Here is a 22,517-nt window from a genome sequence, read left to right as displayed (position 1 = left end):
ACTCAGTTCTCCAGGCGCCAGCTCTGGTTGGCACCGCCCGAACAACTCCACAGCTGGGCTTTCGTGCCGTTGGCGGTTCCCTGGCCGCTGGCGTCCAGGCAGAGCCCCGACTGCACCGCTGTGATCGTGCCGTCGGGTTTGACGTTCCACTGCTGGTCCGCCTGCCCGCTGCAGTCCCAGATCGCCGCCGGGGCGCCGTTGCCCGCTGCCTGGCCGACGCCCAGGCACTTGTTGCCGTAGACAACCAGCTGTTTCTCGGCGGTGTAGGTCCAGCGCTGGTTGGAGCCGCCGTTGCAGTCCCACAGCTGTGCCTGCGTGCCGTTGGCCGTGGTGGAGTTGTTGATGTCGAGGCAGCGTCCCGACTGCTGGCCGACGATCTTCTGGTTGCCGGAGGGCGGCGGGGGCGTGGTCGAGCCGAACTGGGTGAAGAACTGCCACACCGCTGCCGAGGTCCAGGTGCGCCAGCCGTCACCGGTGGAACCGTCGATGGGACCGGGGTCGTGGCCCGCCCCGTCGAACGCGGCCCAGACGACGGGGTACCCGGACCTGCACCCGGAGTATGTGGTGATGATGTGCGTCAGGCTTCCGTTGGCCGGCTCGCGCGGGTTCTGCGGGGTGCAGCCGTTGGCCCGGACGAAGGTGTCGCGCAGTTCCCGTCCCAGTGAGATGGGCAGCACGTTGTCCCTGAGACCGTGCAGACCCATGTAGGCGATGGGCTGGGTGCCGCCGTTGCACCCGCTGAGGTTCGCGCCGGAGTAGACCGCGACCGCGCGGAAGACCGTCGCGCGGGAGCAGGCGAGGGCGTACGACATCCCGCCGCCGTAGCTGAAGCCGCCGGCGAACAACTGGGTGGTGTCGACGCACAGGCCCGCTTCGATCTGGTTGACCATGGCGTCGACGAAGGCAACGTCCTGGCCACCGGGGTTGGCCCAGCCGTTGCCGTTGCCCTGGGGGGCGACGAAGATCGTGCTGTTGTTGGCGTTGTCCGCCAGGCGCCTGAGGCCGTAGTAGGACCAGTTGTACCCGTCCGTTCCGCCCGAGTCGACGTCGTTTGCTGTGCCGCCCCGCCAGTGGAAGCCGAAGATCAGCCGGTAGGGGTGGTTGTTGTCGTAGCCGGCGGGGACCCGCAGGATGTAACTGCGGTTCTGGCCGCCGCTCTGAATCGTATGGTTACCACTCGTCAGCGCCGGGGCCTTGCCGCAGCCGGTGCTCGCCGCCGCGGTGGCGGTCTTCGTGGCCGACGCGGGTGCCCTGAGGCCGCTGCTGAACGAAGTGCCCGCGGTTGTCAGGACGAGAAGCAGGGCGGCCACGAGGGACATTAAGAGCGGTTTGCGTTTCATGCTCTCCTTCTTCCGTGCTCGGGGGGGACAGGAAGCGCCGATGTTCAGACGGCGGTGACGGTCCATGTGTTGTTGGTGCTGGAGTTCGGCGTCCACAGCACCGTGGTCGAGCCGGCCGCGGTGCTGCCGCCGCCGTCGAGGGCGGTGCCTGTGCCGCGATTGACGATCTGGTAGCGGTTGTTGCCGAGGCTGTTGAGCGACCACTGCTGGTTGTTGCCGCCGTTCCACGCCTGCTGGCGGGCGGGAGCGCCGTTGGCGGAGTTGCCGTAACTGTCGGCGACCATGCCGTTGGTGCGGTTCACGATGCGGTAGTAGCCGTTGCCGAGGTCGATCAGCTGCCATTGCAGGTTGGTGCTGCCGTCGTAGTTCCACTGCTTGAGGTTGGATCCGGCCGCGACGCTGCCCCCGCTGTCGAGCACCAGTCCGCTGGTCACGTTGGCGATCCTCACCCAGGTCGTGGAGCCGCCCGGCGCGCCCAGGACGGGGATCTCACCGGAGAAGGTGAGCTTGACCGTGTACGCCAGGGCGCTGAACGGCGGGTTGGCCGAGGGCATGGTGAGGTGCAGGCCGGAGGCGTCCTGGACCGGTGTGGGCAGGTCGATGTAGGTGCCGACGGTGTTGTTCAGCAGTTTGGCGCCGGTCAGGCTGCTGAGGTTGATCTGGTTCGAGTTCAGCGTCGTGATGGTCATGGTGCCGCCCTGCCAGCCCAGCGCGGTGGCGTAGAGGACCTTGTTGTCCCGGCTGCGGGTGAACCGGACGTCCTGCGGTTTGCCGGCCACCGGTCCGCTGAACGAGCCGCCGCCCATCTTGGTGGGGCCCTCGCCGTAACTGGACCAGGAGCGAGTGCCGTAGACCGCCTCTCCGAAGCGGCCGAGCCAGTCGCCCATGGCGAGCAGGATGGACTGCTGCCCGGAGGGGATGGTGCCGTCGGCCATCGGGGCGATGTTCAGCAGCATGCTGCCGCCCTTGCTGACCCGGTCGATCAGCGAGTGGAGCAGTGCCTGCGTCGAGTAGTAGCCGATGCCCGTCGTGTAGCACCAGCTGGAGGAGGAGATGCTGTCGTCGGTCAGCCAGTAGGGGGTGAGCAGACCTGCCGGGCCGCCGCGCTCGAAGTCGAAGACCTCGCCCTTGTTGTTGAGGCCGTCCTTGTAGGTCGCGACCACGTCCTTGTTCCACGCGACCGCCTGGTTGTAGTAGTGCGCGAGGAACTGGAGCCGGTAGGACTCCTGCACCTGGTTCAGGGCGAAGTCCTGCCAGACCAGGTCCGGCTGGTAGCCGTCGATGATCTCGACCAGCTTGTCGTACCAGAGCTTGTTCTCCGCGGCCGAGCCCTGCTGGCCGTAGAGGGTGCGCAGCGTCGGGTCGGACTGGGACGGCACGTGGTCGTAGTAGCCGTTGAAGTGGTAGGCGTGGTGCAGCGAGGCCATGAACTTCAGTCCCTGCCCGCGGATGGCCTGCGCGTGCAGCCCCACCAGGTCGAGTCTCGGGCCGCGCTGGACCGAGTTCCACGGGTTGGCGCGGCTGTTCCACATGGAGAAGCCGTCGTGGTGCTCGGCGACCGGGCCGGCGAACCTGGCGCCCGCGGCCTTGAACAGCTGAGCCCAGGCGTCCGGGTCCCACTTGCCGCCCTGGGAGACCAGTTTGGGGGCGAACTGAACGAAGTTGCCCGCCTTGTCGCGCGCACCGTCGATGAAGTTGTGGTACGGCCAGGCCGAGGGGTCGCCGTAGGTGGCCTTGTGGTGGTTGTTCTCGGCCGAGCCGCCGATGTACATGTTGCGCGGATACCACTCGTTGCCGAACGCAGGAACGCTGAAGACGCCCCAGTGGTAGTAGATGCCGAACTTGGCGTCCTGGAACCAGGCCGGGGCCGGCGGGTGCTGGTCCACGGAGGACCAGCTCGGGGTGTAGCTGCTGGGGCCGTCGGTGGCGGCGGCCTCGGGGGCGAACCGCAGCAGGCCGAAGGCCGAGGCCGCGCCGGCCGCCGCCAGCAGCCGGCGCCGGCTGAGCGGCAGGGAGGAGGAAGACATGATGGGTGCCTCTCGGGGGATGACGGAGGTGGTGCGGGACTAGGTGGTCGTGCAGCCCGTCACCGGATCAGTCGCGTGTCCACTTCTGGTTGCTGCTGCCGTTGCAGGTCCACAGCTGCAGCAGGGTGCCGTTGGCCGTGCCCGCGCCGGTGGCGTCCAGGCACAGGCCGGACTGGACACCGGTGATCGTGCCGTCGGCGTGCAGCGTCCACTTCTGGTTGCTGCCACCGGTGCAGTCCCAGATGTCCACCTTGGTGCCGGGGCTGGTGCCCTGGCCCGCGGTGTCCAGGCAGGCGCTGCCGTAGACGCGCAGCTCACCGGCCGAGGTGTCCGTCCACTGCTGGTTGCTGCCGCCGTTGCAGTCCCACAGCGCCACCTGGGTGCCGGCCGTGTGCGACTGGTTGGGCACGTCCACGCACCGGCCGGAGGCAACCCCGACGATCGCGCCTGTCGTACCGCCGTCGTTTCCGCCGCTGCCGGGGGTGATGGACAAGTTGTCGAACTGAGCCGTCTCGCCCTGGCTGGTCCCGTAGCCGATCTGCCCGGTGGCCCAGGTGCTGTCGTTCACGGAACCTACCGTGGCACCGTCGATGACCGCGGTGATCGTGGTGCCGGAGAAGGTGAGACCCAGAGTGTGCCACCGGTTGGTGCCCAGCGCGGCGGTCGTGCCGCGGGCCAGGGTGGAGACGGTGCCGTTGGTGTTCGAGTTCAGGATCGACCAGGCCCCGGTGTCGCTCACCCGCAGGCGGTAGGCGTTCTGCCCGCCGGTACGGTCGTAGTCGTGCCCGCCCGCACGGCCGATCAACTCGGCGTATCCGGGCTGCTCGAGCATCACGTCCGACGAGACGGTGTAGTTGCCCCAGCCCACGTCACCGAGCAGGGTGTGCGGATCGGTCAGCGAGTCCCAGGTGATCGGCTTCTGCGGGCTCATCTGGCGCACGCACTTGCCGCTGCGGCCGCCGCCGCAGCCCACCACCTCGAACGCGCCCTGCCAGTCCATGAGGTACTTCGCCTCGGTACCGGTGGCGTTGCCGTCGAAGGAGTCGCTGTACGGCAGCTTCAGCGGGGCCTTGGCCGGCCCGGTGGCGGTGCCCTTGCCCTGTCCGGTCGTGGTCGTCAGGGTGTACAGGTGGCCGGGCTGGACGGTGAGGCTGAAACCGCCGCCGGACGGAGTGATGTCCGTGGTGTGCACGAAGTGGTCGGCCGGGTTGCCGGACCTGACGTCGGTGGACCAGACGTGGACGGTTCCGGTGGACAGTCCCCCGGTGACGTTGATGTTCAGCGTCTGGGCGCCGCCGGCATCCATGGTCTCGATGACCGTGGAGTAGTCGGAGTTGTTGGTGGACTTCAGCGAGACGTAGCTGCCGTTGTTGCGGTTGCCGCCGATGTAGCCGCTGGAGGCATCCAGGTAGTGCCACCCCGGCGCGGTGAACTGGCTGGTGTGCGCCATCACCCAGGTGTTCTTGCCGATCGAGTAGGAGCCGGACCACGGCTGCGAGGCCAGAGCGAGGCCCATGGTGGGGTACGGCAGGTTGGGTGTGAGCGCGGCGACCACCGGCCAGTTGAGGTACGCGGTCATCCGTCCGTCGATGTATCCGCGGTTGATGCCGCGGGCCACGGCCTGCGCTCCCCCGTTGTAGTCGTCCGAGCCGTTCTCGCTCGCCCACAGCGACTTGCCGGACGACAGGGCGGCCGACGGCACCGAGCAGTTGGTCTGGGCCGACCGGTAGCCGCAGGGGTAGTGCGTGCCGATGGCGCTCACCGCGGAGGCGAAGGACGCGTTGGAGTTGATGTCGTTGGCCACCCCCCAGTCCGAGTCGGCCGCGACGATCTTGACGTTGCCGTAGCCGTTGCTGTTGAGCGCGCCGCGCAGCTGCTGGTACCAGGAGACGTTGTAGCCGCGCTCGTTCCATCCGCCGAGGTAGTCGATGCTCAGCCCGTGCTGCTTGGCGCAACCCAGCCAGGAGAGCGCGTAGTTGACCATGTCGGCGGACCAGAAGTTCCCGCCGCCGATCCAGCCGGGCGCGCCCCAGGCGAGCCCGTACAGCTTGATGCCCGGGTTGCGGGCCTTGGCCTGCTCCATCAGCCACCACTCGTAGCCCCGGTCGCAGTTCAGGTCGGAGCGGGTGTGCTGGTGGCTCGGCTCGGCCCCCGAGGTGGAGTTGGTGTCGCCGCCGATCTCCGCCTTGAGCATCTGCAGGGAGGCGCCGTAGCCGGGTTTGAACAGGTAGTCGAGGATCTGGCCGCGCTGGGGCTCGGGGTAGTCGATCAGGAGCCTGCTGTTGCCGCCCCCGCCGCTGATCGCGCCGACGCCGTCGAAGGTCCGGCCGCCGGACGCGCCGTTGATCGTGATGGAGGTGGCGGCCTGGGCCGGCGCGGCGGCCGTGCCCACGAGGCCGCCGGCGGCCAGGAGGAGGCCCGCGAGCACGGCCGCCGTGGCGCGTAGACGCCGTAACAGCCGTCCGTATGCTGACACGGTGGGTTCCTTTCGCAGGTGGGAGGTGCCCCGTGGCCGGTGGTGGCGGGTCCGGCGGCGGGGCCCATGGCTGTGTGGTCAGCGGACGAAGAAGTCCTGGTTCGTGCCGGACGTGTTCTTGCACTGCCACTGGTCCAGTTGCCGGCCCGTGTTGCTGCCGGCGCCGTAGACGTCCAGGCACAGACCGCTGTTCTTGTTCTGGAACGCGTAGGAACCGTCGGACTGCCGCACGGGCAGCCAGAGGCTGGCCGCTGCCGTGCCGGGTGTCTGCTGGACGATGTCCGGGACGCCCGCCGCCGTGGAACTGCCGGCCACCGCCACGTCCAGTGAGGAGTTCTGGGTCCGCAGTTCGCCGTAGCCGCCCGAGGCGGGCACGAACCGGAACTGCTGGTTGCCCTGCCCGTTGCAGGTCCACTGGTCGATCGCGGCACCCGCGTCGGCGGAGTTGCCGTACACGTCCAAGCACAGGTTGTCGTGGGCGAGTACGAGTTGGTGGTAGCCGTCCGGGAAGCCGCCGCCTCCTGACGAGGCGGGTGTCAGATGGACGGAGAACGCGTCGTGCGCGCCCTGGAAGGTGATCGGTACGGTGAGCGAGCCGCCAGTGGTGCTCACGTTCTGGTCGTACACGGTCTGCGGGGCACCCAGGGGCGCCTGGTCGGGGATGCGGTGCACGATGACGTGCACGCCGGCGTCGCCGGCGAGCCAGGGCAGGGACGCCAGCCCGTTGAAGGTCACGGACGTGGCGCCGGTGTACCCGTTGGAGTCGCCGATGATCGCCACCGCGCGCTTGTTCGCGGGGTCCTCGGAGGCCGAGATCGCCGTCGAGCCGACCTGGCCGGAGGTGTCCACGAGGGTGCCGGTCATGTCGGCGTAATCCCGAAGCGCCCACCAGTTGCCGGTCGGCTGCCAGCTGCCCCCGCTCTGGGTGAGGACTCCGGTCAGGTTCGGGGTGACGCAGCACACCCAGTTGCCGCGCATCGCGTTGGTGTACCCGGACTGCGCGAACCGAGCGAGGTACCAGGCCGTCACCCCGGCGGTCTGCCGGTCGGCCGGCTGGTACTCGTTCGAGGACAGCGGCAGCGGAGCGATGCCCGCCGCCGTCAGGGCGCTGTTCAGGGCCCGCGACACACTGACGGGGTCGTCGACATCGCCCTCGTTGTGGTTGGCGATCATGTCAGGCACCGTCCCGGCCGCCTTCACGTGCGCGAGCCAGGTCCGCCATTCGCCCGGGTTGCGCTCCGGGGTGAACGCCAGTGACGGCCCGACGATCTGCGCCCCGGGGGCGATGCGCCGGATCTCCCGGTAGGCGGTGTCCCACATCTGGAAGTACTGGGCGCTGTTCACGCCCCGGGTCCAGAAGGCGGAGATGTCCGGCTCGTTCCAGATGTCGTAGGAAAACGTGAGCCCCGAGGCCTGTAGCGCTCCCACGGTGGAGTCGATGAAGGTGATCCAGTTGGAGCAGTCGCCGTTGTCGCACGGGTACCTGGTGTTCGACGGCTGGCCGCCGTTCGCGCCGTAGATGTCACTGACGAGTACCTGGTACTGCGCGTGGTAGGGCGGCCTGGTGAGCCGTTTCGCCTGGGCGGTGATCGAGTCGATGTCGGCCCGGGTGGCCGAGCCGTACTGGTAGCCGTCCCTGATCCAGCCGCCGGAGAACCATCCACCGCCGCGGAAGGCGTTGATCCCCAGCGGCTGGATGTACTGGTCCGCCGGCCGGCTGCCGTCTTCGCTGAAGCCGTAGAGGAACCCCTCCCCCACGCCGGTCGACGGTCCCCGGGTCGACGCCAGGTTCACGCTCAGCGACGTGCCCGAGGCGGCCTGGCTCGGGGCCGGCGACAGCAGCGGCAGCACGAGTGCCAGGAGGCTGCCGGCCAGCAGTGCCAGACGGCCGGGTCTCGCTCTCGTCCTCATCCGATCCTCCTGAGATGGGGCGCCGCTGCGGTGCGGCGCGCGTGCTGGACGGGGCCGGCTCCCGTGTACCTCACCGGGTCAGTTCAGTGACCATTGCTGGTTGGACTGGCCGTTGCAGGTCCACAGCTGCACGGGGGTGCCGTTGGCGGTGGCGGCGCCCGTCACGTCCAGGCACAGTCCGGAGGGAGCGCTGGTGACGGTGCCGTTGGTGTTGAGCGTCCACTGCTGGTTGCTCTGGCCGTTGCAGGTCCAGGTGATGACCTTGGTGCCGGAGCTGGTGCCCTGCCCGGAGGCGTCCAGGCACAGGCGGCTGCCGCCGGAGTTGACGGTCAGCTCGTGGGTGGCGGTCTGGGACCAGGTCTGGTTCGCGGCGCCGGTGCAGTCCCGGATCTGTGTCTGCGTACCCGCCGTCGTGGACCCGCCCGGCACCTCCAGGCACCGGCCCGCACCCACCGCGTGCAGCGCACCCGTGGTGCCACCGCCGCCGCTCCCCACCCCGTAGCCGGCAGCGGTGATGGCGGCCTGGACGGCGTTCTCGGTGGCGTCGGAGGGGTAGCCCGCCGTCATCGCGCCTTCGAAGAACTCGCCCACGCCGTTGGGACTGTTGTCGCCCCCGGTTCCGAGCAGGACCGAGCTGTCGACCTTCATCGGTGAGTAGCCGTTCGGCAGGGGGCCGGAGAAGGTGGTGGTCAGGCCGCCGCTCGTGCCGTTGCCGTACTTGAGAGTGAAGTTGCTGGTGCCGTTGTTCTTCAGCCACGCGCTGACGAACGGGTAGTGCACACCCGGGTTGTTCGGGTCCTTGTTGGAGCCGGTGTTGGTGTGGAACATGCCGTTCTCCAGGTCGGCCTCGACCCACGGCCCGCTGCCGGTGCAGCCGTTGAACCAGCATGCGTTGCCCCAGTAGATGGCGTTCATGGTGGCGTTGCCGGTGTCGGTGTGGGAGTTCTCACCGCTGCCGTAGTCGAAGCAGCACCACTGGTTGGTGTAGTTCGACGACGTCACCATGTAGATGCCTTCGGGCTGGGACCCGGTGGGTACGCCGCTCGCGTGGTCCATCCGGTAGCCGACGCCGGGGGTGACCTTGACACCGAAGACCTGGTGGCCGGCCGCGGTCACCGGCAGGGCCATGGCGTCCGCTCCGATGTCGGATCCGTTCGGGCCGGGGCCCTTCCAGAAGCCGCCCCAGGAGATCGGCATGTCGTTGTGCTTGGTGGTCTGGTCGTAGATCTTCGTGATCGTGCACGACGTGCCCCGGCAGAACGACATCTGGGACGCGGCGTCCGCGTACCCGCCCGCGCCGAGCACCCCGATGTCGCGGTAGCCGTGATCGGAGGACCGCTGGATCTGGTACAGCGGCCCGTTGTACGAGGCGAAGAGCGCCCTGGTCGTGGAGTGCGCCGTCACGCAGGGCGTACCGCCCGCCGCGTAGATGTCACAGGGAAGCGACACGTCCGCCGCGAACACGGGCCCCGGTGCGCCGAACGCGGCCAGGACCATCGCCAGGGCGACCAGGAGCACGGCTGGAAACCGCCTTCGCCGGCGACGGGTTGCTGTGTGGAGCATGGAAACCTCCTCTGTCGCGGTGCCGTCGCGCTACGGCACTGAAGCTGCCGGTGACCGTGGGAGAGGGAGTCATCCCAGCGTCCACCGCTGACCGCTGCTGCCGTTGCAGGTCTCCAGCTCGGCCAGGGCTCCGTCAGCCGTGGACCCTCCGGTGACGCCGAGGCACAGGGCGGACTGGACGCCCGTGATCGTGCCGTCGGCGTTCAGCGTCCACTGCTGGTTGGTCTGGCCGTGGCAGTTCCAGATCTCCACCTTTGTCCCCGGCGTGGTCTGGTTGTTGTAGGCGTCCAGGCACATCTGGCTGCTGCCGGAGTAGACGGTGAGCTGGTGGGACGCGGAGTGCGTCCATGTCTGGTTGGCGCCGCCGTTGCAGGCCCAGATCGCCACCTGGGTACCGGCGGTGGTGGTCGAGTTCGGTACGTCCAGGCACTTGCCCGCGCCCACCGCGTGCAGCTCACCGGTCGCGCCGGTGCCGCCGCCGCTGGTACCGCCGGCGACCCGGTACATCACGGTGCCGTGGGCCGGCACCCGGGCGCTGATCGTGCCCGATGTGGTCGAGGACGCCCCCGACCACAGGTCGGTCAGGGTGTAGGCGGATGCCCCGGTCTTCCCGATCGCGGCCGCGGTGGTGGTGATGGTCGCGGTCGAGCCCGTCTCGTTGAACAGCGCCACCGACACGTCCCCGCCCGCCAGCGGCTTCGCCAGCACGTCCAGGCCGCCCGAGGACGACACCATGGTGCCCTGTTTGCCGAGCGGGTCCTGGTCGACCGCGATCACCCGGGAGTTGGTCAGTGTGGACAGGGTGTCCGCGCTCGCCGAGGGGATGTTGGTGCCCGCGATCAGCGGCGCGGCCATCTCCGCCCAGAGACTGAACTCGCTGCGGCTCTCGGTGGCCGTCATCGAGCCGTTTCCGACCTCCAGCATGTCCGGGTCGTTCCAGTGGCCGGGTCCGGCATAGGCGGCCAGTCCGACGTTCCTGTGGAAGATCGACAGCATGCTGGAGAAGCTCGGGCTGATGTCCCCGGTGGTGCGCCAGCTGTTGCCCACGTCCGCGCCCCAGGTCCACACGTTCTCCTGGCCCCAGTTGCACAGGCTGTACAGGATCGGCCGGCCGGTGGCCGTCAGGGCGTCACGCATCGCGGTGTACCGGGTCCGCGCCGGCACGCCGTTGTTGTTGCAGTTGTCGTACTTCAGGTAGTCCACGTCCCACGACGCGAACGACCGTGCGTCCGTGGTCTCGTGCCCGAGGCTGCCCGGATAACCCGCACAGGTCGCGGTGCCGGCGTCCTCGTAGATCCCCAGCTTCAGGCCCAGCGAGTGCACGTAGTCCGCGGTGCCCTTGATGCCGTCGGGGAACTTCGCCGGGTCCGGTACCAGGTGGCCGCCGGAGTCGCGGTTGTGGGTCATCCAGCAGTCGTCGATGTTGACGTACGAATAGCCCGCCGCCTGCATGCCGTTGGTGTGCATCGCCTGGGCGGTGGATTTGATCAGCGACTCGGAGACGCTGCAGCCGTACGCGTTCCAGTCGTTGAAGCCCATCTGCGGGGTCGGCGCGAGCCCGTTGCCGAGCGCGGCGGCGGGCGGCGCCGTGCCGAGGGAGAGGAGGGTGCCGGCGATGGTGAGCAGCACGGCCGAGCAGGTGAGCGCCAGGGGTCTGCGCAGGGACAGCAGCGGGGTCAGCGGCCGAAGGCGGCTGGCTCTCACAGTGGACTTGGGCATACGTCATCGACTCCTGGGCCGAGTTGAGAAGCTGAGTTCTGAGTTCAGCGATAGCCGGCGGCGGTGATGTTGGCCTGCACCGCGTTGTCGGTGGCGTCGGAGGGGTAGCCGGCGACCATTGCTCCCTCGTAGAAGGTGCCGGCGCTCAGGTTGGCGCCGCCGCCGGGCTTGCAGCAGTCGCCGCCGCTGCCCAGGACGATGGCCCCTTGCTTCTTCATGGGGCTGTATCCGCCGGGAAGCCCGCCGTCCCACAGGGTGGTCAGGCCCCCTGACTGGGCGTTGCCACCCTTGAGGGCGAACCTCGACGTGCCGTTGTTCTTCAGCATCGCGGTGACGAACTTGTTCGGAAACGCCCGCTGGTTGGTGTTCCAGGACTGGCTGCCGCCGGAGTACAGGCCCCATTCGAGATCGGCCTGCACCCAGGGACCGCTTCCCGAACAGCCGCCGAACCAGCACTCGGTACCGAAGTTGATCGCGTCCATCGCCCCGGCGGCGTCGGCCTTCCGGGTCGTCTCGCTGTTGCCGTAGTCGAAGCAGCAGCCGGCGTTGACATGGGTGCCGCTGGTGACCATGTACGCCCCTTCGGGCGCGGCACCGGTCGGCACGCCCGTCAGGTGGCCGTCGCGCCAGTAGCTGTTTCCGGGGTTGATGTACAGCGAGTACGCCTTGGTGCCCCCGGCGGTCAGCGACTCGGAGGTCGCCTTCGCGGGGCTGCTCTGACTCGATCCCGGGACCTGGGCCGAGCCCTGGTACCACAGGTCGTTGCCGTGTCCGGACTGGTCGCGGACGACCGTGATCACACAGGAGGTGCCCGCGCAGAACGCGTCCTGCGCCGCCGCGTCGGCGAAACCTCCCGGCGCCAGCACGCCGATGTCCCTGATGGCGTTGTCCGAGGCGCGCCTGACCTGGTAAAGGGCGCCGTTGTAAGAGCCGCGGAGCGCCCGCACCGTGCTGTGCGCGGCCACGCACGGCGTACCGCCCGCGGCGTAGATGTCGCACGGGCCCGACCCGCTGGGCGGGGGCGGGGGCGGTGGTGTCGACGTCGTGGTCCACTTCTGGTTGCTCCGGCCGTTGCAGGTCCACAGGATGGCCGCGGTGCCGTTGGCCGTGCCGGCTCCGTTGACGTCCAGGCAGAAGCCGGACCGGACACCGGTGACGGACCCGTCGGAGTTCTGTCGCCACATCTGGGTCGCCCGCCCGTCGCACGCCCGGATGACCACCGGGCCTCCCGGGGCCGTTCGGTCGTCGTAGGCGTCCACGCACCGGGTGCCGTTCATCGTCCTGAGCTCACCCGCCGCGGTGAACTCGAACGCCTGATTGACCTGGCCGTTGCAGTCCCAGATCTCCAGCGTCGTTCCCGGCGTGTCGACATTGCCCTTGACGTCCAGACACCGCCCCGACGCCGAGCTCACCAGCGGTGCGGCCGTCGCCGACGCCGACCATGTCGGAGCGGTCACCAGCGACAGGGCGAGCAGTGCCATGACGCCTACGACGGCGGCCGATAAGCGTGGCCGACGGGCCACGGCGTATCCACAGAAGACCCTCAGACATCCCATGTCGCATAGTGATTCCACAGGCTCTGCACCCTGTCAATAGCAGAATCGGAACGACTCGACATTCGATCCATCCCATGTTTTTGCCTGGTCAGACCGTCACGAGGGCACGCCGGAACCCGCGTCCGGCGACGGCCGCCGTGCCGGGCGCGGGTGTTCGTTCCGGGTGCCCCGACCGGTGCTCCTCAGCAGCCCGGGGGCAGGAGCGCGCGCTGCGCGCCGATCACCTCAGCTGACGTTCCAGTGCTGGTGGCGCCGCCGTTGGAGTCCCAGATCCGGACGGGGCTCTTTGCCGAGCCCTACAGCCGGCGGGGGTAACGAGTACTTCATCAGCGTTCCTCACTGGTGCGGGACAGTGGGTGGGGTGAACGAGGACGAGAGCCGGTCAGCGGGGGGTGAAGGCCTGGTTGCTGCCGGCCGTGTTCTTGCAGGGCCATTGGTCGAGCTGCTGGCCGAGGTTGCTGCCGCCGCCGTGGACGTCGAGGCACAGGCCGCTGTTCTTGTTCTGGAAGGAGTACGAGCCGTCGGTCTGCCGTACCGGCAGCCACAGGCTCGCGGCCGCCTGGTCCGGGGCCTGCTGCACGATGTCGGGCGTACCTGCGGTCGTGGAGCCGCCCGCCACCGCGACGACCTGCCCGGAGTGCTGCGCCCGCAGTTGCCCGTAACCGCCCGAGGCCGGCACGAACTCGAACTGCTGGTTGCTCTGCCCGTTGCAGGTCCACTGGTCGATCGCGGCGCCCGCGCTGCTGGAGTTGCCGTACACGTCCAGGCACAGACCGTTGTTGCCGATCACCAACCGGTGGTAGCCGGTGGGGAAGCCGTCACCGCCGCCCGACGACTGCACGCCCGCCTGCTGGATGACCTGCCTGGCGCCCTGAGGCCAGTTGGTCCCGCTGACCAGGACGTTGCCGGTGAGGACGTTGTTGTGCGGAGGACCGGTGGCCACGTACGTGTTGCCGCCGTTGTACCAGTTGCCGGAGAAGGTGCTGTCGTCGGTGTGGTTGTTCGCGTTGGCGTTGGTGAGCGCCCAGTTGCCGGCGTCCTGCACCACGTTGTTGGACACCTTCAGGTACCGGGAGCCCTCGTCCAGGTACAGCGCGGTGGTGCGGTTGTTGTCGTACATGTAGTTCTCGGAGATCACCGAGCCGGGCATGGCGGACAGGCTGTAGATGCTGCCGCCGTCGAACATCGCGTTCTTGGTGTCGAAGACCAGGTTGTGGGAGACGGTGTTGTTCTTCAGCGTCGTGGGAGTGCTGTAGACGGGCTGATAGTTGTACGTGCCCCGGTTGGCGTAGTCCTGGCTGCCGCCGGGGTCGTTCATCCCCCAGCCCCAGCCGATGTCGATCCCGTCGTAGGGCAGGTGGTCGCACTGGTTGTGGGTGATCGTCGCGTTGGTGACGTAGGTGGACAGGATGCCCGCGGTCTCCTTGTAGTCGGTGCCCGTCCCACTGACCTTGTTGTTGCTGATGGTGATGTTCTGGTTGGTCATCTGCGGGTTTCCGGGGTGGTGCGCGTCCGGCTGGATGCCGCCGACCTGGATGCCGCTGCCGGCGATGTCGGTGAAGGTGTTGCCGGTGACGGTGACGCCGTTGGCGCCGAGTCCGGTGCCGGAGGCCGTGGCGACACCGTCGTTGCCCACACCCAGTCCGGCCTGCCCGAGTTCGGAGAACGTGTCGCCGGAGAACGTGATGCCGGTGGCGGCGGAGACCTGGACGGCCGCGGGCATCTGTGCCCAGTGGTTGCGGGTGGCCTCGAACTGCGTGCACCCCGACTTGCAGGTGCTCAGCCAGTTGGCGGGCATCGCGTAGGCACCGGTGATGTGCGCGCCGCTCTGCTGGTCCGCGTAGCCGTCGGGTCCGCTCGGGCCGAGCCAGGAGGTCCCGGTGAACCGGATGCCGGTGAATCCCAGGCCGGTCGCCGGTGAACCGTAGCTGCCGCTGATGCCGAGCAGGCTCTGCAGCCGGGGCAGTTGGACGTCGAGGCTGTTGGGGTTCTGCCCGGGCTGAGCCCGGTAGTAGAGGTCGCCGGTGGACGAGTCGAGGTACCACTGTCCGGCCTGCTTGAGGAACGCGTAGTTGTTCTCGAGGTACATCGTCCCGCCGGCGAACGGCGCGTTGATCGTGTCGTAGCCCCAGGAGTTGTTGTTCCACGCGGGCTGCTGCATGGTGATCGTTCTGCCGCTGATCGACTGGACCGGCGCGTAGCGGTCGGTGAAGGAGTTGATGCTCTCGACTTCCATGTGCTTCTGGTCCGAGAGGCCGGCCAGGTAGTCGAGGGAGGAGTCGGTGATGGTCAGGCCGGTCTGCGTGAAGGTGAAGCTGGAGCGGGTCACCTGGATCGCCGCCCGCGGTGCCTGCTTGCCGTTCACGTACAACTGACGCGTGTTCACGCCGGTGCCGACGTGGACCGACCAGATGTTGCTGTTCTGATCATGCACCTGCCAACCTGAGAGCTGCTGGGCACCGCTCACGACCGGCTGCTGCCCGGCCATGGCCTGGTAGGTGATGGTGTGGCCGTTCTGGCCGCCGTCGTCGGAGCCGAAGGTCAGCGGCTTGGACAGCCGGTAGGTGCCACCGGCCAGGTAGACCACGACGTCCGCGTCGGCCGAGAGCCGGTGCGCGGGCTGCTGCGCCTGCTCGATGGTGGCGAACGGCTGCTCGGCGGTGCCGTTCCCGCCGGGAGCCGCACCCGGCGACACATACAGGGCGGCGGCCGCGATCTGGCGCTCGGCGGGTGCGGCGTGCGCGGCCCCGGTCGTGGCCAGGCATTGGGCCAGTAGGGCGAGCAGGGCCAAGGGGACGGCCCAGAGGCCGTGGAGCGCTCTGGCTCCGGACATCGTGATCCTCCAGTGGGGACGCATAGGGCCTGTGGTGCGGGGCGGCCGGTATCCGGCGGTGGGGGGCCTGTATCCGGTGGCGGCGGCCCGTGGCCGGGGGTGAGCCGGCCACGGCCGGAGCCGCTCAGTCTCAGCTGAGGCTCCATTGCTGGTTGGACTGACCGTTGCACGTCCAGAGTTCGGCCAGTGCGCCGTTGGCGGTGGAGGCGCCGGAGACGTCGAGGCAGAGTCCGGACTGGGTGCCGGTGACGGTGCCGTCGGAGTTCAGCTGCCACTGCTGGTTGGCACCGCCGTTGCACGGCCAGGTCACCACTTTGGTGCCTGCGGACGTCTGGTTGTTGTAAGCGTCCACGCACATCTGGCTGCTGCCGCTGTAGACGGTCACCTGGCCCGACGACGTGCGGGTCCAGGTCTGGTTGGCGGCGCCGCTGCAGTCCCAGATCTGCAGCTGCGCACCGGCCGTGGTGGACGAGTTCGGCACGTCCAGGCACTTGCCCGCGCCCACCGCGTGCAGCGCGCCGGTGCTCGTCCCGCCGGAGGAGTTGCTGTATCCGGCCGCGGTGATATTGGCCTGGACCGAGTTCTCGGTGGCGTCCGACGGGTAGCCGGAGGTCATCACGCCCTCGTAGAAGGTGCCTTGGGCGCCCTTGCTGTTGTCGCCGCCGATGCCCAGGATGATGGCGCCCTGCTTCCGCATCGGGTTGTAGCCCGGGACGTTGGGACGCGGTCCGTCGTAGAAGGTGGACAGACCGCCGGACTGCGCGTTGCCGCCACGAATCGCCCAGTGGTTCGGGCCGCCCTTGACGATGGCGGTCGTATACCGGTGGTTGATGGTCGGGTCGTTCGCGTTGTAGTGCTGGTTCACCCCGGAGAACAGGCCGTTCTCCAGGTCGGCCATGATCCACGGGCCGGGTCCGGCGCCGTAGCCCCACACCTTGATGTTGCCGAAGTAGATGGCCTCCATGGTGCCGTTGCCGTCGTCGTTGCTGTCCGTCTCGGCGTTGCCGTAGTCGAAGCAGCAGCCGCCGTTGTAGTGCGTGCCGTCGAAGATCGCGTACATGCCCTCGGGGTTGTCCCCGGTCGCGATGCCGCTGGTGTGGTTGTTGCGGTAACCCGTGCCGGGCGCCACGAAAACGCCGTAGGCCTTGTGGCCGCCCACCGTGGTGGGCGCGGCGGTCGCGTTCGCGAGGTTGTCGGGGCCGCCGGCGGCACCGCCCCCGGGCGCCTGGGTGAGGTTGTTGCCGCGGCCGGACTGGTCGTAGATGATCGTGATGAGGCAGGTGGTCCCCGAGCAGAACGAGTCCTGGGCGGCGGCGTCGGCGTATCCGCCCGCGCTCAGGACGCCGACGTTCCGGGTGGTGTTGTCCGAGGCACGCCGGACCTGGTAGAGCGGCCCGTTGTACGAGGCGTACAGCGCTCGCGTCGTGCTGTGCGCCGCCACGCAGGGTGTACCGCCTGCCGCGTAGATGTCGCACGGCCCGGACGTGTCGGCACGGGCCGTACCCGCCGTGGCCGTGGTGCCGGCCAGCGTGCCGACCACGAGCACGGCCGCGGCCCCCGCACGGGCGAACACTCTCCGACGGGAGCCGGACGAGCACTCCGGCACAGGGACGTGTGCCCGGTACGGCACGTTGTCCGGCCTGCCACGGCGCCGTAGCGCCGCGAGTAACCGTCGCACGTCACCGCGCCCGGCCAGCGGGTGGCGTCTCGTACGTGTGGTTCCCATCCGATCTCCCTACCGTGCCGACGCAACCCGATCGGGTCGTGTTGGTGGCGCTGACAATCCGGAAGCGCTTGGAGGTGCCGTGTGTGCGGCGAGATTGCAGAGAGGTTTCGGGGGGAGACGGTGCTCCCGGCTTCACGGGCTGTCAAGGGTGTGGAGGTCCCCGCTGCGAACCTTGTCGCGGAATCGGTTCGACGGCTGATTCCAGTGGTTCCGAACCGATCGCTCGCTCGAATTGTTTCGGTGTGCGGGCATGCGGATGGTGGTGTGACCTCCCACCGCGCAGGTGTGTCCGGCAGCCGGGCCCGGCCCACCGCGCGCCTGCCCATCACGCCGGTGAACAGGGATGCAGCCGCCGAACGCGGATGACGGAAGGCCGGTCGGGAAGGCACTGGCCGAAGCGCCGGCTCCTCGGCCCACGCGCCGGCGCCGCCTTCGCCGCGCGGCATGCCATCGGCCCCGCACTCCACCAGTCGTAGCTGCCCGTCGAAGCGCTTGCGTGGAATCGGTTCGCCCCACACGTTCCGGTAGAACGTGAGACGCGGAACGCCTGACGGTTCCCGGCAGCCCGACACCGCTCCCCGTGGCTCATGGCACTTGGGCATCCTTCTTCCGCCCCGAGCCGCCAGGGCGCCTGTTCTGGACCCGTGGAACGCGTACCCGGCGGAGACGGGTGTCCCTCACCCGGCCGGCCGGCAGCCGCGCTCGTCGACAGGCCCTGCGACATAGTCCGAGGTCAGTCGGTAGACGCCTGCCCGGGGCACGGTCAGCCGGGTCCACGGGCCGGCCGCGCTGACGCACGCTCCCTCGGCCCGCAACCACGGCGAATACGCGATCCGCACGGTGCTCGTCCCAGCGCGAGGCATTCTCAGCGTCAGCTCCGCCTCTCCCGCATGCTCCAGCTCGGCCGGGGCGGAGACCAGCGGCAGAGTGTCGCGAACGCGATAGATCTTCCAGTAGCGGTCGTGCCAGACGAGCTCCAGCCAGTCCTGTCCCTCCTTGATCAGAGCGGTCTCACGCTCCGCGGACCGGTCTGGTGTGCCGTCGTGCAGGACGACGTAGCCCACCGCCCACTGGCGCAGCCAGGCGTGGTAACGCGGCCCGTCGAGCTCGCCCTCGTAGAACAGGCGTCCCCGTTCCACGTCCAACTGCTGATTCCAGCCCCGCATCAGTTCGACGTGCGGGCCGAGGAGGGTGGCTCCACGATGGTCGCGATCCGTCGGCAGCTCGACCCGGCCGCGGTTCGCGCCCAGCCGGGCGAGCGCGGCGAGCACTCCGTCGGTGTGCGTGACCCAGCCCGGCACCGGGTCCGGGCTCCGCAGATGCATCAGCGACGTCACACAGAGATAGGAGACGGAGAGAGCGGTCACCAGCGTCATCGCGCGCACATGGGCTCGACGTACGCCGTTCCGGGTGGCTCCGGAGCGGCGGTGCAGCGCGGCCGCCAGCAGCACCGCGGGGGCGAAGAGCAGGGCGAGCCGCTCCACGTTGTTGCCGATCGGAGAGGGGACCAGCCAGGTCAGGACGACCCCGGCGGCGTACAGGGCGCTGCTTGCCCGCACCACCCGCCACGTGCGGGGGGCTGCCCACACCACGGCGGCGGAAAGCAGCACGGGCAGGATCATGCGGCCCGCGGCCATGGGCTGTTCGCCCTGGAAGGGGAAGAGCAGGGTCGTCGCGCCGACGACGGCGACGGGCGGCAGAGTCAGGGCGAGACACTTGCCGTACTGCCGCGCGACCAGATATCCGGCACCTGCCACCAGCAGGAAGAGCCCGGCCACCGGGCTGCCCATGGTCGCGAACAGCGCCCCGAACACGGCGACGGCAAGCCGGGCGGGCCGGGGCGCACGGTCGGCCACGGCAAGCAGACCCGCGAGAGCGAAGGCCAGGCCGAGGGCGAACGTGGTGCGGCCGAGCACGACGTTGTACCAGAGGCCCAACGCACCGACCAGCGCGGGCCACAGCGGCACGCGCGCAACGGTGCGCTCCAGCAGTACGGCCAGCATCCAGGTGGCGCTGATCCCGGATATCACGGAGACAGCACGGACGCCGAGCAGCGCCATCAAGTGCGGTGATATGACGCTGTAGTTGACGGTGTGGATCCCGCCGAACCAGAAAAGGCCGTACGGCGTGTCCGGGTGCCTGCCCACGAACCCCGCCCACGCGTACTGCGCGGCGAGGTCGCCGCCGTCCGTCGCAAGAACGGCGTCCCACCCCCAGTACAGGGGGAGGACGGCGGCGATGGCGAGGAGCGGGACGCGGTACCTCGCCGCTCCGGGCGACCGGCGCAGTGCCGGTGGCGGTGGCGGTGGCGGTGGCGTTGGCCTTGGTTGCGGTGAGGCGGGGGCGGACAGAGTGGAGGACTGTATGGACATATCAACTTTCCCGGTGTGGTACGGACGCCGTGCGAGCCCGCCGAGGAATTTCGTTGCCCTGAGGGCTCCTCAAAGTCGCGGACCTGCTCGGGCGTCACGGCCGGGCCTCTCCTGTCCCTCGTGCCCACTCGCCTGTCGCGCACCGCTTCAGCGCCTCGGCCCGTCGGCCGGCTCTCCCGCGTGCCGCCACCGGACGCCCGGACCGATCGGTCGATGCGCCGACGCCGTCGCGTAGCACGCCCGTATCAGCTCTCCTCCCGCCCGCTGCGGCAGCGTTGAACCACGCTGCGCGGACTGCGCAGCTTGCTGACAGCGCCAGCGCCAACAAGAGGCCGACATCATGCACTGAACCGCTCCGGAATCGGTGGGGGATCCGGGCTGGGGCCTCCTACCCAAGCGGACTGCGGACATGAGTCGGATCGCGCCTCCGACCATGATCCGGACCATTCCCGGGCCAGCAACCCTCCCCCGGCTTTGGCAGAGGCTATTTCCACAGATCAGCCACATGCAAGGCGGGCACCTCAGCAGACGAAAAACCTTCGGGTGTCGTACTCACCGAACAAGCCGGGCTTCTTCCAGAGGCAGACAGAGAGCGCCTGACCGGGGAAGGTGCCCGTCGGACGCGGGCGTCGCCGCCGGCTCCTCGACCGGGCCGCCTGGCGTCGTGCACCGGCAACCAGGGCCTCCTGACGCTTGGTTCGCGTTGCGATCCCGAGCGGCCAGGAGGCCCTGCGCGCAGTCGACGACGAGTGGGTGTCAGCCGATCAGTTGATGCGGACGATCTTCTGCTGCTCGTCTTCACGGCCGGCAACCTGCTGCCGCAGCAGGTCATCATCACCCCGCTGTACCGGCTGTACCTGCTCGTCGACCTGCCCGGCATCACCGTGAGCGGCAAGCTGTACGACTCCGCGCTCGGCCTGGTCCTGATCCACGTCGCCTTCCAGTCGGGCTTCTGCGCGTTCGTGCTGGCCAACTACATGCGTTCGCTGCCGCACGAGCTGACCGAGGCCGCGCTCGTCGACGGCGCGTCCGTGTGGCGCCTGTACTGGCAGATCGTGCTGCCGCTGTGCAAGCCCGCGATGGCCGCCCTGGCGACCCTGCTGTCCATCTGGATCTACAACGACTTCTTCCGGGCGATCGTGCTGATCTCCACCGGCGAGAACATGCCGATCACCTCGGCCCTGAACAACCTCTCCGGCCAGTACTTCACCGACCCCAACCTGGTCGCCGCCGGCGCCCTGCTCACCGCGATCCCCACGCTGATCGTGTACTTCGTCCTCCAGCGCCAGTTCGTCAGCGCCGCCTTCGCCTGCCCGGCCTCGCCTACGGCGGCGACTACAACCCCGAGCAGTGGTCCGAGGAGGTCTGGGCCGAGGACATGCGCCTCATGGCCGAGGCCGGCGTGACCATGGTCAGCGTCAACATCTTCTCCTGGGCGCTGCTCGAACCGTCCGAGGGTGTCTACGACTTCGCCCGTATGGACCGGATCCTCGACCTGCTCCACGAGAACGGCATCGCCGCCGACCTGGCCACCCCACCGCCGCCGCGTTCCGCACCTGGCTGCGCGCCCGCTACGACGACGACCTGGACACCCTCAACCACGCCTGGGGCACCATCTTCTGGAGCCAGTGGTACTACGACTGGGACCAGATCCTGCCGCCCCGCGCCACCGGCGCCGTCCCCAACCCCACCCATCGGCTGGACTGGCGCCGTTGCCGGACGCAGGACTCCGGGCCGACTCGCCGACGCGTCACCGGGCTCTTTCCGGCACCACCCTCTACGGCGTCGGCACCACAACTGACGCACCTCGTACGTCCGTTCACCCTTCCGTCCCGGGCCCGGGCACGGCCGGCACAGAGCGACGGTGGACGAACGCGACCACCGCCCCCGTCCCGATCAGAGCCGCGAGCGCCCCGAATCCGTAGGTGAGGGTGGCGAACGAGGCGACGGCGGCCACGAGCAAGGGCCCGCCCGCGTCACCGAGTTCGCGGCCCAGTTCGGCGGCGCCCATGGTCTGGCCGAGACGCTCGGCAGGCGTGCTCGTCGCCAGCGCGGCGAAGCCGAGCGGGGTGATCAGCCCCGTGCCGACGCCGATCAGGGCAGCACCGAGGAGGATGCCGGTCAGGCCGGGCAGCATCGCGCAGGCCAGACCCGCAGCGGTGGCCAGCAGTCCCGCCGCCAGGCCGGAACGAGTCGTGAGACGGCCGTCGTCCAGAGCACGACCAGCGCGCGGTTGGACGACAGCGGCACAGGCGGCGAGCACCGACACGGCTGCCCCGGTCGCGACTGTGCCCAGCCCGGCGACGCGGCCGGAGACCGGCAGGAAACCGACCCCGACCGACAAGGCCGCGGTCGCCGCCGCGAGCGCGGCCGTCGGGGCGAGGAAGGCGGGGTCGGCCAGCCGCCGGGCCAGGTCCAGCACCGTCTGCCGGGCCTTGGGCAGCGGCGGTACGACGGGAACGGCGAGCGCGGCCCAGGCGGCGACCACCGCGCCGAGCCCCGCGAGGACGGCGAACAGCAGCCGCAGACTCCCGGCCCACACCAGGACGCCGCCGAGCAGCGGACCGAGGGTGTAGCCGATGGCCTTGTAGAAGCCGTAGCTGCCGAAGGCCCGCCCGTGTTTCGCCGCCGGGTTGAGCCGGGCGACCAGCGCGGAGGCGGACGGCGAGAACGCGGAGGCCGCGGCCCCCTGGCCCAGACGGGCGGCCCACAGCCAGCCCGGGCTGTCCGCGACGACGTACAGCGCGGACGCGACGGCGAAAGCGGCGAGCCCGCCGAGCAGCACGGGGCGGGCGCCGACGCGGTCGGCCAGCGTGCCGAAGAGCGGCTTGAGGACGACCTCGGCACCGTCGTAGAGGGCCAGCAGCCCGCCGAGCACCAACAGGGAGGTGACCGCGTCCTCCGTGTGACCGCCGAGGTTGGCGGCGATGCCGTGCGCGCCGAAGGCGGTGGTGAACCCGGCCGCGTACAGCGGCCACATCTGCCGGGGCGGGG

Annotated in this window: 12 protein-coding genes and 2 pseudogenes; 3 read left to right on the top strand and 11 right to left on the bottom strand. The window is 69.4% G+C overall.

Annotated features, from left to right (window positions below):
* Positions 1-2: 2 nt before the first annotated feature.
* From B5557_RS39765 to B5557_RS39720, 10 genes are all read right to left on the bottom strand, one after another.
* Positions 3-1,319 (bottom strand): ricin-type beta-trefoil lectin domain protein, encoded by a 1,317-nt coding sequence (locus tag B5557_RS39765; RefSeq protein WP_079664043.1) that lies wholly within the window; start codon positions 1,317-1,319, stop codon positions 3-5.
* Between the two features lie 65 nt (positions 1,320-1,384).
* Complete coding sequence (locus tag B5557_RS39760; RefSeq protein ID WP_079664042.1) at positions 1,385-3,367, bottom strand: alpha-L-fucosidase; 1,983 nt, start codon at positions 3,365-3,367, stop codon at positions 1,385-1,387.
* Positions 3,368-3,434: 67 nt separating this feature from the next.
* Positions 3,435-5,843 (bottom strand): ricin-type beta-trefoil lectin domain protein, encoded by a 2,409-nt coding sequence (locus B5557_RS39755; protein WP_079664041.1) that lies wholly within the window; start codon positions 5,841-5,843, stop codon positions 3,435-3,437.
* Positions 5,844-5,921: 78 nt separating this feature from the next.
* Complete coding sequence (locus tag B5557_RS39750) at positions 5,922-7,754, bottom strand: RICIN domain-containing protein (RefSeq protein ID WP_079664040.1); 1,833 nt, start codon at positions 7,752-7,754, stop codon at positions 5,922-5,924.
* A gap of 78 nt (positions 7,755-7,832) precedes the next feature.
* The gene (locus B5557_RS39745; RefSeq protein ID WP_079664039.1) at positions 7,833-9,317 is read right to left on the bottom strand and encodes an arabinofuranosidase catalytic domain-containing protein; all 1,485 of its coding nucleotides are present in this window, start codon (positions 9,315-9,317) and stop codon (positions 7,833-7,835) included.
* Positions 9,318-9,386: 69 nt separating this feature from the next.
* On the bottom strand, positions 9,387-11,036 hold the full coding sequence (locus B5557_RS39740) for a glycoside hydrolase family 27 protein (RefSeq protein ID WP_079664038.1): 1,650 nt from the start codon (positions 11,034-11,036) through the stop codon (positions 9,387-9,389).
* Positions 11,037-11,080: 44 nt separating this feature from the next.
* Positions 11,081-12,517: an arabinofuranosidase catalytic domain-containing protein gene (locus tag B5557_RS39735; protein WP_079664037.1), complete on the bottom strand. Its 1,437-nt coding sequence runs from the start codon at positions 12,515-12,517 to the stop codon at positions 11,081-11,083.
* Positions 12,518-12,974: 457 nt separating this feature from the next.
* Entirely contained in the window at positions 12,975-15,425 is a 2,451-nt protein-coding gene (locus B5557_RS39730) for an RICIN domain-containing protein (RefSeq protein WP_231976152.1), read from the bottom strand.
* Between the two features lie 130 nt (positions 15,426-15,555).
* Positions 15,556-17,151, bottom strand: a complete 1,596-nt coding sequence (locus B5557_RS39725; RefSeq protein WP_231976151.1) for an arabinofuranosidase catalytic domain-containing protein — start codon at positions 17,149-17,151, stop codon at positions 15,556-15,558.
* A 677-nt stretch (positions 17,152-17,828) separates the two neighbouring features.
* On the bottom strand, positions 17,829-19,523 hold the full coding sequence (locus B5557_RS39720) for a hypothetical protein (protein ID WP_231976150.1): 1,695 nt from the start codon (positions 19,521-19,523) through the stop codon (positions 17,829-17,831).
* A gap of 785 nt (positions 19,524-20,308) precedes the next feature.
* Between B5557_RS39720 and B5557_RS39715 the strand changes: the two are divergent.
* The 3 genes and pseudogenes from B5557_RS39715 to B5557_RS46395 all read left to right on the top strand — a co-directional run.
* A pseudogene (locus B5557_RS39715) lies at positions 20,309-20,821 on the top strand (carbohydrate ABC transporter permease); the annotation flags it as partial.
* A gap of 80 nt (positions 20,822-20,901) precedes the next feature.
* A pseudogene (locus B5557_RS46400) lies at positions 20,902-21,099 on the top strand (beta-galactosidase); the annotation flags it as partial.
* Positions 21,084-21,452, top strand: a complete 369-nt coding sequence (locus B5557_RS46395) for a beta-galactosidase (protein ID WP_443031373.1) — start codon at positions 21,084-21,086, stop codon at positions 21,450-21,452. The pseudogene B5557_RS46400 and the gene B5557_RS46395, both read left to right, overlap by 16 nt.
* Here the strand turns inward: B5557_RS46395 and B5557_RS39705 are convergent.
* Positions 21,343-22,503 carry an MFS transporter gene (locus B5557_RS39705; RefSeq protein WP_079664036.1) on the bottom strand — a complete coding sequence of 387 codons (1,161 nt, stop codon included), beginning with the start codon at positions 22,501-22,503 and terminating at the stop codon, positions 21,343-21,345. The genes B5557_RS46395 and B5557_RS39705 overlap by 110 nt on opposite strands.
* Positions 22,504-22,517: the final 14 nt, after the last annotated feature.

The sequence above is a fragment of the Streptomyces sp. 3214.6 genome, assembly GCF_900129855.1.
In the GTDB taxonomy this organism is placed as follows: Bacteria; Actinomycetota; Actinomycetes; order Streptomycetales; family Streptomycetaceae; genus Streptomyces; species Streptomyces soliscabiei.
Note: the sequence above shows the minus strand (reverse complement) of the source record. Positions and strands in the feature narration are given on the sequence as shown.

Bases quoted from the DNA above. Each gene is read 5' to 3' on its own strand.
- B5557_RS39720 (WP_231976150.1), bottom strand. From the start codon at position 19,523: ATGTCCATACAGTCCTCCACTCTGTCCGCCCCCGCCTCACCGCAACCA.
- B5557_RS39730 (WP_231976152.1), bottom strand. From the start codon at position 15,425: ATGTCCGGAGCCAGAGCGCTCCACGGCCTCTGGGCCGTCCCCTTGGCC.
- B5557_RS39765 (WP_079664043.1), bottom strand. From the start codon at position 1,319: ATGTCCCTCGTGGCCGCCCTGCTTCTCGTCCTGACAACCGCGGGCACT.
- B5557_RS39750 (WP_079664040.1), bottom strand. From the start codon at position 7,754: ATGAGGACGAGAGCGAGACCCGGCCGTCTGGCACTGCTGGCCGGCAGC.
- B5557_RS39745 (WP_079664039.1), bottom strand. From the start codon at position 9,317: ATGCTCCACACAGCAACCCGTCGCCGGCGAAGGCGGTTTCCAGCCGTG.
- B5557_RS39725 (WP_231976151.1), bottom strand. From the start codon at position 17,151: ATGGGAACCACACGTACGAGACGCCACCCGCTGGCCGGGCGCGGTGAC.
- B5557_RS39705 (WP_079664036.1), bottom strand. From the start codon at position 22,503: ATGTGGCCGCTGTACGCGGCCGGGTTCACCACCGCCTTCGGCGCGCAC.
- B5557_RS39740 (WP_079664038.1), bottom strand. From the start codon at position 11,036: ATGCCCAAGTCCACTGTGAGAGCCAGCCGCCTTCGGCCGCTGACCCCG.
- B5557_RS39760 (WP_079664042.1), bottom strand. From the start codon at position 3,367: ATGTCTTCCTCCTCCCTGCCGCTCAGCCGGCGCCGGCTGCTGGCGGCG.
- B5557_RS39735 (WP_079664037.1), bottom strand. From the start codon at position 12,517: ATGGCACTGCTCGCCCTGTCGCTGGTGACCGCTCCGACATGGTCGGCG.